General features: G+C 71.6%; 9 protein-coding genes. 7 read left to right on the top strand and 2 right to left on the bottom strand.

Annotation, left to right across the window (positions count from 1 at the left end):
- Nucleotides 1–364 precede the first annotated feature (364 nt).
- The gene (locus ACNAVT_RS31390; protein WP_416301598.1) at nt 365–769 is read right to left on the bottom strand and encodes a hypothetical protein; all 405 of its coding nucleotides are present in this window, start codon (nt 767–769) and stop codon (nt 365–367) included.
- 445 nt (nt 770–1214) lie between these two features.
- On the opposite strand from ACNAVT_RS31390, the gene ACNAVT_RS31385 reads away from it, so the two are divergent.
- Nucleotides 1215–1346 carry a hypothetical protein gene (locus ACNAVT_RS31385; protein ID WP_416301597.1) on the top strand — a complete coding sequence of 44 codons (132 nt, stop codon included), beginning with the start codon at nt 1215–1217 and terminating at the stop codon, nt 1344–1346.
- Between the two features lie 101 nt (nt 1347–1447).
- A complete protein-coding gene (locus ACNAVT_RS31380) occupies nt 1448–1816 on the top strand; it encodes an ArsC/Spx/MgsR family protein (protein ID WP_416301596.1) in 369 nt (122 codons plus the stop codon).
- A 12-nt stretch (nt 1817–1828) separates the two neighbouring features.
- On the opposite strand, the gene ACNAVT_RS31375 is transcribed toward ACNAVT_RS31380, so the two are convergent.
- Nucleotides 1829–2008, bottom strand: a complete 180-nt coding sequence (locus ACNAVT_RS31375; protein WP_416301599.1) for a hypothetical protein — start codon at nt 2006–2008, stop codon at nt 1829–1831.
- 31 nt (nt 2009–2039) lie between these two features.
- Between ACNAVT_RS31375 and ACNAVT_RS31370 the strand changes: the two genes are divergently transcribed.
- The 5 genes from ACNAVT_RS31370 (at nt 2040) to pulA (ending at nt 10417) form a co-directional block, all read left to right on the top strand.
- On the top strand, nt 2040–2702 hold the full coding sequence (locus tag ACNAVT_RS31370) for a hypothetical protein (protein WP_416301595.1): 663 nt from the start codon (nt 2040–2042) through the stop codon (nt 2700–2702).
- A 39-nt stretch (nt 2703–2741) separates the two neighbouring features.
- Nucleotides 2742–3131 (top strand): hypothetical protein, encoded by a 390-nt coding sequence (locus ACNAVT_RS31365; protein ID WP_416301593.1) that lies wholly within the window; start codon nt 2742–2744, stop codon nt 3129–3131.
- A 171-nt stretch (nt 3132–3302) separates the two neighbouring features.
- A complete protein-coding gene (locus ACNAVT_RS31360; RefSeq protein ID WP_416301591.1) occupies nt 3303–3989 on the top strand; it encodes a cellulose binding domain-containing protein in 687 nt (228 codons plus the stop codon).
- Between the two features lie 90 nt (nt 3990–4079).
- A complete protein-coding gene (locus ACNAVT_RS31355; RefSeq protein ID WP_416301589.1) occupies nt 4080–4754 on the top strand; it encodes a cellulose binding domain-containing protein in 675 nt (224 codons plus the stop codon).
- Between the two features lie 164 nt (nt 4755–4918).
- A complete protein-coding gene (gene pulA / locus ACNAVT_RS31350) occupies nt 4919–10417 on the top strand; it encodes a pullulanase-type alpha-1,6-glucosidase (protein WP_416301587.1) in 5499 nt (1832 codons plus the stop codon).
- The last annotated feature ends 169 nt before the right edge of the window (nt 10418–10586 follow it).

Raw genomic sequence — 10586 nt, 5'->3', positions numbered from 1 at the left:
ACAGCCCTATACGCAGCGGGCACTTTCCGTAGCTGCTGCGTATCCGGCTGCAGAGCAAAGCGAGCCAGGGGAGGTGTCCCTCTACGACGCTGCCGCCGGAAACCACCTGGTCAACCACCCCAGCCCGCCAACACGCCCAACCGCCCGAGGCCCACTCTCGCTCACCGTGCGTGAGATGCACCCAAACCAGGGGTCCGTCACGTTCCGTGGAACATCCGACAACAGAGCCGTTCTTCCGCCTGAAATCCTCGGCAAGCACCAGCACCGAGCCTGTGGCCGATCCATGCTGTCGGCATCCACCCCGAGCCGCGCCCCTGTTCCCATGACCAGGCGATAGGGACACCGCGCCCGACCGCGGCGGGACCTACTTCGCGTCGAGCAGGGACAGAACGGCGTCGCGGGCGACGCGGACCGCCTCGCGGGACTGCTCGGTGTCGTCGAGGGCGTCGAAGCCGTGCCGCCCCTCCGGTACCTCGACCAGCTGTACGGGCACGTCGTGCCGGGTCGCCCCGGAGAGGAACTCCTCGGTGGCGCTCAGGAGTTCCGGCCGGTCCAGCCCGGCGCGGGTCAGCACGAGGGGCGGCACATCGGCCACGCCGAGGGCGTCGACGGGGCGGAACCGATCCTCGACCCGCCAGCCGGGCAGCGGTGCGAGCAGCGGGTACGTGGCCGCCAGACCGCGCAGCCAGGCCGCCAGACCGCGCAGCCAGTCGGCCAGCAGCAGTGAGCCGTCGGAGAAGAGCCACAGCACCAGCCGGTCGGGGTCCACGCGGATCGGCCCGGACCAGATCCACCGCCACGCTCACCTGCTCGGCCGCGGCCGACAGGTCGGCCGGAGTGTGCAGGGGTTGGCAACAGATCCGGGTTTTATGGGCAATCATAGTCAAACATCTACATGTATCGTGATGGTGCGAAGCTCTCAGACTGGGCACGCGAGCAGGGCGTGACCTATCAGACCGCCTGGCGGTGGGTGAAGGGCGGCAGGATGCCCGTCCCTGTCCGTCAGGCGCCGTCTGGTACGTGGATCGTGGGAGAGGCGCGGTGCGCGGCCGGTCGCGTGGTCGCCTACTGCCGCGTGTCCCCCCGCGACCAGAAGGGTGACCTGGACCGCCAGACCGTGCGGGTTGTGGGGGAGCCGAAGGTGTGAAGAAGTTCGAGCCGCGGCCCGGTTTCGTGGTCCAGGCGTTTCGTTTCGCGTTGGATCCGAACGTCACGTGCGACTCAAGGAGCTGGAGACACAGCTGGCCATCGCGGACAAGCAGCTGCAGTCCGTTCAGGCCTGCTCCAGCAATCCGAACTGCACGGTCGTCGTCGGCGGGCCCGCGGTCAACGTCAACGCCAAGTAGCAAGCGGCAACCGGTCCACCCAGGTGCGCCCCGCGCCGCCAGCGGGCCGCACCTGTCCCTTCTCAGGCACGCCTGCGTGGCGGTCTGCCAGCATGTCGGGCATGGAGATGTGGAACAACCCGTCCTGCTCGAAGTGCGCCACCGCCCGGGCCAGCCTGGACGAAGCGCGGGTGCCCTACCGGCTGCGGGCGTACCTGGCGGAGCCGCCGAGCGCGGCCGAGCTGACCGAGGTGCTGCGCCGGCTGGAGGCCCGGGCCTGGGACATCTGCCGCACCGGCGAACCGGCTGCGGCCGCCCTGGGGATGGCCGAGTGGCCGCGCGACGACGACACCGAGCCGCGCTGGATCGAGGCGATGGTGGCGCACCCGGAGCTGATCCAGCGCCCGATCCTGCTGCTGGACGACGGTGGCGCGCTGGTCGGCCGTACCCCCGAGGCGCTGGACGAAGCGGTGCGCCGCTCGGAGCGGTGAGCGCGGGCGGGGTCAGGCCCGGCCGTCGCCCGGCGTGGCGCGCCCGGCGGCGGCCGCGTGCCGCTCACGCAACCGGTCCCGGATCTCCTCCGGGGTGTACGCCCGGCGTCGCCGCTCCGCCCGGGCCACGACCACCCCGGTCGCCGCGACCCCGGCGAGGCCGGCCAGTCCGAGCACCTTCCACCACCGCATCCGTTGTCGCATCGGCTTATGGTAGTTCCTCGTGAGCATCAGCCTGGACGAGGCCGTGGAGCTGACCCGCACCGGTGACGTGTGGGTGTTCCGCGGGCGCAGCGTGCCCGACCGCGCCATCCAGCTCACCACCAACAGTCCGGTCAACCACGTCGGCATGGCGCTGGTGCTCGACGACATGCCACCGCTGATGTGGCACGCCGAGCTGGGCCGGTCGCTGCCGGACATGTGGACCGGCACCCACCAGCGCGGCGTGCAGCTGCACGACCTGCGGGACGCGGCCTGCGTCTGGGCCAACCGGTACGGCCAGCGGGCCTGGTTGCGGCAGCTCGAACCGCCGGCCGGCACGGCGATGGAGGAGGCGGTGCTGCGGACCGTGGCGCGCCTCGACGGCACCCCGTTCCCGTCCACCGCGCAGCTCGCCTGGCGCTGGCTGCGTGGCCGGGTGCCGAACGCGCGCCGTCCCGTTTCCTCCACGCCGGACGGTGCCTTGGTTCCGGTGCGCGACCGGGCGCTGGAGACCGCCTACTGCGCGGAGGTGGTCGCGGTGACCTACGAGGCGATGGGGTTGTTGCCCTCCGGCCGCCGGCCCAACTGGTACGACCCCGGACGGTTCTGGAGCGGCGACGACCTCGACCTCGCGGGCGGCGCCCAGCTCGGGGTGGAGATCGAGGTACGCATCCCGGCGCGCTGACCAGGTTTGCCGGGCCGGCCGCGCGGTAATGGAGAGCTCGTGACGGCTTCCACGGACCTCGACGCGCTGACGGACTTCTTCGACCGGTACGGCGTGGCGCTGACCACCGGCGACGTGCCCGCCATCGCCGGCTGCTACGCCCTGCCCGGGCTGGTGGTCGCCGACACGTACAGCTTCTCGTTCACCTCACCGGCCGCGGTGGCCCTCAGCTTCGTCGGCGCGGCCCCCGACTACCAGGAGCGGGAACTGGTCGCGGCCAACGCGCAGATCGAGGACGTGCAGCAGGTCTCCGTGCTGCTCACCGAGGTGGCGGTGCGCTGGGAGTTCCTGGACAGCCAGGGGCGGGCGGTGCCGGGTGACCGCTACCGCTACCTGCTGCGGGCCACTCACGACGGACCGGTCATCTGCACCGTCATCCGTACCGCCTGATCCGGGTGGGGCACGTCCGAGGCTGGGGTGGGGAGGACCAGCCGAACCGGCGCGCCCCGATCCTCCGTTCTCTGCGTTCCGCTGACCGGACGGGCGGATCACGGTGTCGTTGCTGGGCAGCGCCGGCCACCATGGCTACGCTGGCGCGTCGGCTACGACTAGGGGGACGGGATGAGCGCCGGGCAGGAACAGCCGTCCATGGCGCGGTCGGCACCGCGGGTGGTGATGTCGTGGCCGTGGATCGTGGTGATGGTCGGTGTCGGTCTGCTCGTCGGCCTGCTGCTGATCGCGCTGCTTTCGCTGCGCCGCGAGGAGCGCCAGGCGATCCCGGCTCCCGCCCCGCCGGTCCACCTGCCGACCGTCGGCGCGGCGGCGACGTCCGACCCGTCGACCGAAGCGCCGTTGGTCGCCGCCGACGTCACCACCTCGCCGACGGTGCCGTCCAGCGTCGCCCCGTCGCCGAGAGTCACCTCCGTCCAGCCCTCGACGTCGGCCGCCGCCCCGTTGATGGCGCAGGCCCCGTCGGCAGCGCCCCGGGACGGCGTGGTCACCGCCCGGTACGAGGCCATCGCGAGCGAGCGGAACTCGTTCGAGGCCCGGCTGACCGTCACCAACGACTCGGGTCGGAGCCAGGACTGGGCGGTGCAGCTGCAGTTCGCCGGCAACGTGAAGAGCCTGCAGGCCTCGTCCGCCGCCGGAGTCTCGGTCAGTACATCGGACGGGGTCTTCGAGCTGCGCGGCACCGGGCCGCTGGCGTCGGGGCAGACCATCACCGTGCAGCTGCAGTTCAAGCGAATGGGCAGCGGTGACCGGCCGGGCTCGTGCACCGTCAACGGAACGGGCTGCGCCTTCGGCTGAGCACGCGCGCCGACGGCCGGCGGGCCGGGTGCTTTCCGGCGTGGCTTCCCGATCGCTACTCTCACCCGATCGAGTCGACAGGGGAGGGTCATGTTCGGCACACGCCGCGCGCGCTCGTCACCCGGCGCCGCCATCGTCTCCTCGCCCTGGATCGTCGTCGCGATCGGCGTGATCGTCATGGTGGTGCTGCTGGTCGTCGCGCTCAACGCGGCTCGGGACCGGCGAACGTACGCCGAGACCGCGCCCCCGGACCCGGCGATGCCGCTGCCGCAGGTGTCGACCACCACGGAGTCGCGTCCGCCCACCTCGGCCGCCGGGGCGGAGGTGCCCGGCCAGCCGCCCAGGTCGACGAAGCCGCCGAGCCGGTCGACGCCGAACCGGTCGACCGGCGCCGCCGCGGGTAGCGGGCGACCGGCCCCGCCGCCGGCACCGTTGTCCGCGTCCTCGTCGCCGGTCACCGGCCGGTACAAGGTGGTGGACGCCTTCGATGGTGGCTTCATCGGCGAGGTGCTGCTGGTCAATACCGGCGGCAGCCCCAGCGGTTGGACGGTGCGGCTGAGCTTCGCGCGGGGGCGCCTCGCCGGGTCCTGGGTGGAAGGCGCGGAGCAGGGTAGCGCCAGCTTCGCCGACGGGGTCTTCACCTACCGCAGTGGAGTGGACCTGGCGCCGGGGGTGTCGGTGCCGCTGCGGTTCCACTTCGAGAACACCGGCACCACCCGCCCGGCCAGCTGCGCGGTCGGCACCACGGCCTGTTCCGGGCTCTGATCCCCGGCCCGTCCCGACACCGGGGCGAGCGGCCGCGGTGCCGGCTCCGGCTTGTCGCGTTTTGCAAGGCATCTGCTTTGTTGCGACTCGGTTTGCAAGGTATTGCAGAATGTTTCGGCAAGGGCTAGCGTGCGGGCGAATCAGCGACCAGAGAAAGGCCGTCGATGAAACCCCCGCCGATATCTGCCAAGGCCCTGCTCGCCCTGGTCTCCTCCCTAGTGCTCGCTCTCGTCGGCGCGCCGGTCGCCGCGCACCAGCTGAGCGCCGACGGCGCCGGCCGTGCCGCCACCCCGGACGTCCTCGCTGCCGCAGGCGCCGCACAGTGGGGACAGGAGCCGTCCGTCGAAGCACTGCTCAAGGCCGGCAGCAACAGCGCCCGGGCCGAACAGTTCTACTTCGTCCTGCCGGACCGCTTCGCCAACGGCGACAAGCGCAACGACACCGGCGGACTGACCGGCGACCGGCTCACCACCGGCCTCGACCCGAAGGACAAGGGCTTCTACCACGGCGGTGACCTCAAGGGGCTCATCGACAAGCTGGACTACATCCAGGGCCTGGGCACCACGGCCATCTGGATGGCCCCCGTCTTCAAGAACCGGCCGGTGCAGGGCAGCGGCGCGGACGTGTCCGCCGGCTACCACGGCTACTGGATCACCGACTTCACCCAGGTCGACCCGCACTTCGGCACCAATGAGGAGCTGAAGAAGCTGGTCGACCTCGCCCATCGGCGCGGCATCAAGGTCTACCTCGACATCATCGTCAACCACACCGCGGACGTCATCAGGTACGCCGAGAACAAGTACGGGTACGTGGACAAGAAGACCGCGCCGTACAAGGACGCGCAGGGTCGGGCCTTCGACGACCGCAACTACGCCGACGGCACCCGGACCTTCCCGCAGGTCAACGAGAAGTCGTTCCCGTACACCCCGACGTTCGCCAGCGCCGCCGACGCGAAGGTCAAGGTCCCGGCGTGGCTGAACGACCCGACCATGTATCACAACCGGGGTGATTCGACCTTCGTCGGCGAGAACAGCGAGTACGGCGACTTCTTCGGCCTCGACGACCTCTGGACCGAACGTCCCGAGGTGGTCCGGGGAATGACCGACATCTACGCCCAGTGGATCACGCGGGCCGGGGTCGACGGCTTCCGCCTCGACACGGTCAAGCACTCCAACCTCGACTTCTGGCCACAGTTCACCCGCGGCATCAACGCCGCCGCCGCGAAGGCCGGCAAGCCGAACTTCTTCATGTTCGGCGAGGTCTACAGCGCTGACCAGGAGATCGAGTCGATGTACGTGCGGCAGGGCGGCCTGCCGGCCACCCTGGACTTCTCCTTCCAGGAGGCTGCGCGCGGCTACACCGCCGCCGACGGTTCGGCCAAGGCGCTCGCCGACCTCTACGCCCGCGACGACCTCTACGCCGCCCGCGACACCGACGCGAACCGGCTGACCACCTTCCTCGGCAACCACGACATGGGCCGGATCGGCTCGTTCATCGCCGCCGCCGGTGGTGACGACGCCACCCAGCTGCGCCGCGACCAGCTCGCCCACCAGCTGATGTTCCTCACCCGCGGCCAGCCCGTCGTCTACTCCGGCGACGAGCAGGGCTTCACCGGCCCCGGCGGGGACAAGGACGCCCGGCAGGACATGTTCGCCAGCCAGACGCCGGACTACCTGGACGACGACCTGATCGGCACCACCCGTACCCACGCCAGCGACCAGTACGACACCACCCACCCGCTGTACCGGACCATCGCCGAGCTGGGCAGCCTGCGGCAGGCCCACCCGGCGCTGCGGGACGGCATCCAGGTCACCCGGTACGCGGCCGACGGCCCCGGCGTGTTCGCCTTCTCGCGGGTCCTGCCCGCCGAGCGCACCGAGTACGTCGTCGCGGTGAACAACGCCGGCACGGCGCAGACTGTCACCGTGGACACCTGGTCGGCCGGCGCCACGTTCACCGGCGTCTACGGCGGTGCCGCCACCTCGACGGCCGGCGCCGACGGCAAGCTGAGCGTGACCGTGCCGGCGATGTCGGCCGTGGTGCTCAAGGCCGACCGAGCGGTCCCGCAGGCCGGCGCGGCCCCGGGCATCACCATCACCGAGCCGGGCGGCGCCCCGGTCGCCACCAGGGCTGCCGTCACGGCGCAGGTCACCGGCGATCCGCTGGCCACCGTCACCTTCGCCGCCCGGTTGCCCGGCGGCAAGTGGACGCTGCTGGGCAGTGCGCACAAGGCTCCGTACACGGTCCACCACGACCTGACCGGTCTGCCGGGCGGCACGGAGATCCAATACAAGGCGGTGGTCCGCGACGGTAAGGGCCGCGTCGCCAGCGCCCGGGCCACGGGCGTGGTCGGCACCCCGGCGCAGAGCGCGTCGCGGGACTGGGCGGTCGTGCACTACCAGCGCCCGGCCGGCGGGTACGACGACTGGGGTCTCTACACCTGGGGCGACATCGACCCGGCGTACCAGACCGACTGGCCCAAGGGGCAGCCGTTCGCCGGGGAAGACTCCTTCGGCCGGTTCGCCTGGGTCAAGCTGAAGCCGGGCGCCAAGTCCGTCGGCTTCCTCGTGGTCGACAGGTTCGGGACCAAGGACGTCGCGAACGACCGCACCATCGACGTGACGCAGACCGGCGAGGTCTGGGTCAAACAGGGTGATCCGGCCGTCTATCCGAGTCGGCAGGCCGCCACCGGCGAGCCGGACCCGCCGGTCGACCAGGACACCGCGATCATCCACTGGCGGCGGGCGGACAACACCTACGACGGCTGGGGCCTGCACCTGTGGGACGGCGCCGCCAACCCGACCGACTGGTCCAGCCCGCTCAAGCCGGAAAAGATCGACTCTTTCGGCGCGGTGTTCCGGGTGCCCCTGGCCGCCGGGGCGAGCGGGCTGAGCTACATCGTGCACAAGGGCGACGAGAAGGATCACCCGGAGGACCAGCGGCTGGACTTCGCCGCCGCGGGCCGGGAGGCCTGGCTGCTCGCCGGGGTGAAGGGCCGGCTGCTGCCGTCCACCGCCTCGGGCGTGTCGAAGGACCTGGACATCACCAAGCAGAAGGCGCAGTGGATCGACCGATCCACCATCGCCTGGCCGACCGGGCCGACCGACGGCAAGCGGTACGCCCTGGTGGCCGCTCCGGCCGGCGGGCTGGCCATCGCCGACGGCGAGCTGTCCGGGACGTACACCTCGCTGCCGCTGCGGGCCGAGCGCAACGGGCTCACCGAGGCCCAGCGCGCCGCCTGGCCGCACCTGTGGGACCAGCACGCGTTCACCCTCGACCGGGCCGACCTGGCCAGGGTGCCGGCGGCGCTGCGCGGGCAGCTCGTGGTGACCGAGCGGGACGCCGAGGGCAAGCTGCTCGGCGCGACCGGGGTGCAGATCCCGGGTGTGCTCGACGACGTCTACCGGTCCGCCACCAAGGCGTCGCTCGGCCCGACGTTCGCCGGCAAGGTGCCCAGCCTGGCCGTGTGGGCGCCGACCGCCCGCACCGTGGCGCTGCAACTGTTCGACTCGCCCACGGCCGAGCCGACGACCGTGGCGATGAACCGCGACGACACCACCGGTGTCTGGTCGGTACGCGGCACGAAGGCGTGGACCGGGAAGTACTACCGCTACCAGGTCGAGGCCTGGCAGCCGGCGGCGCAGAAGGTGGTCACCGCGTCGGTGACCGACCCGTACTCGGTGGCCCTCGCGCCGGACTCGACGCACAGCCAGATCGTCGACCTGGACGACCCGGCGCTGGCGCCGGCCGGCTGGGCCAAGCTGCGCAAGCCGGCGGCGGCGCCGTCGTCGAAGGCGCAGATCCAGGAGGTGTCGGTACGCGACTTCTCGGTCGCCGACACCACCGTGCCGGCCGATCGGCGGGGCACCTACCTCGCCTTCACCGACCCGAACACCGCCGGGATGAAGCACCTCACCGCCCTGGGCGAGGCCGGGGTGAACTACCTGCACCTGCTGCCGGCGTTCGACTTCGCCACCATCCCCGAGAGGCGGGTCGACCAGCGGCAGCCGGCCTGCGACCTGGCCGCGCTGCCGCCGGACTCGGAGGAGCAGCAGAAGTGCGTGTCGGCCGTGGCCGACTCCGACGGCTACAACTGGGGGTACGACCCGCTGCACTACACCGTGCCGGAGGGCGGCTACGCCGTCGACCCGGCCGGGGCGAGGCGGACCACCGAGTACCGGCAGATGGTCGCCGGGATCAACCATGCCGGCCTGCGCGTGGTGATGGATGTCGTCTACAACCACACGTCGGCCGCCGGCACCGACGCCAGGTCGGTGCTCGACCAGGTGGTGCCGGGCTACTACCAGCGGCTGCTGGAGGACGGCACCGTGGCCAACTCGACCTGCTGCGCCAACACCGCTCCCGAGCACGCGATGATGGGCAAGCTGGTGGTGGACTCGGTGGTCACCTGGGCCAGGCAGTACAAGGTGGACGGCTTCCGGTTCGACCTGATGGGACACCACCCGAAGGCGAACCTCCTGGCCGTGCGCGCCGCGCTGGACAAGCTGACCGTGGCGAAGGACGGCGTGGACGGGAAGAGGATCCTGCTCTACGGCGAGGGCTGGAACTTCGGCGAGGTCGCCAACGACGCCCGGTTCGTGCAGGCCACCCAGGCCAACATGGCGGGCACCGGGATCGGCACGTTCAACGACCGGCTCCGTGACGCGGTGCGCGGCGGCGGCCCGTTCGACGACAATCCGCGGATCCAGGGTTTCGCGTCCGGCCTGTACACCGACCCGAACGGTGACGGCGTCAACGGCTCGGCGGCGGAGCAGAAGGCCCGGCTGCTGCACCAGCAGGACCTGATCAAGGTCGGTCTCGCCGGCAACCTGCGCGGCTACCGGTTCACCGACTCGTCCGGCCGGCAGGTCACCGGCGCCCAGGTCGACTACAACGGCTCACCGGCCGGCTACACCGCCGCGCCCGGCGAGGCGGTCACCTACGTCGACGCGCACGACAACGAGATCCTGTACGACGCGCTGGCGTACAAGCTGCCGCAGGGGACCTCGGCGACGGACCGCGCCCGGATGCAGGTGCTCGCCCTCAGCACGGTGGTGATGGGGCAGGGGACCGGGTTCGTGACGGCCGGCTCGGAGCGGCTGCGCTCCAAGTCGCTGGACCGCAACTCCTACAACTCCGGTGACTGGTTCAACCAGATCCGGTGGGACTGCGCGCAGGGCAACGGGTTCGGCGCCGGCCTGCCGCCGGCGGCGGACAACCAGAGCAAGTGGTCGTACGCCAGGCCGCTGCTGGCCGATCCGAGGCTGGTGCCGGACTGCCCGGCGATCAACCTGGCCGACGCCCGGTACGCCGAGCTGTTGCAGATCCGGAACTCCTCGCCGGTGTTCGGGCTGGCCACCGCCGACCAGGTACAGCAGCGGGTTGCCTTCCCGCTCTCCGGCGCCGCCGAGACCCCGGGCGTGGTCACCATGACCCTCGACGGTCGGGGCCTGGACCGGACCTGGAAGTCGGTGACGGTCGTCTTCAACGCCACCCCGGCGGTGGCGACGCAGCAGGTCACCGGCCTGCGCGGCGCGGACGTGGCCCTGCACCCGGTGCTGCGTACGTCGGCCGACCCGGTGCTGCGTAGCGCGTCGTTCGACCCGGGCACCGGCACGTTCACCGTGCCGGCGCGCAGCGTCGCGGTCTTCGTGCAGCGGTAGCACCACGACGACGGGACGGCCCCCATCCGCTCGCGGCGGATGGGGGCCGTCCCGCATTCGGTTGGCGCCCTCCGGCCCCGTCGGGTGGGATCCGTGCGGATCGTTCCGAGCGGGGCCGGAGGAATCCTGGCTGGTACGTCACCGTCTGAGCCACCAGCCATGCCCGCCG

It is taken from the genome of Micromonospora sp. SL4-19 (genome assembly GCF_047921475.1).
Lineage (GTDB): Bacteria > Actinomycetota > Actinomycetes > Mycobacteriales > Micromonosporaceae > Micromonospora.
The sequence above is the reverse complement of the archived record's forward strand: the minus strand, read 5'-3'. Positions and strand labels throughout refer to the sequence as shown.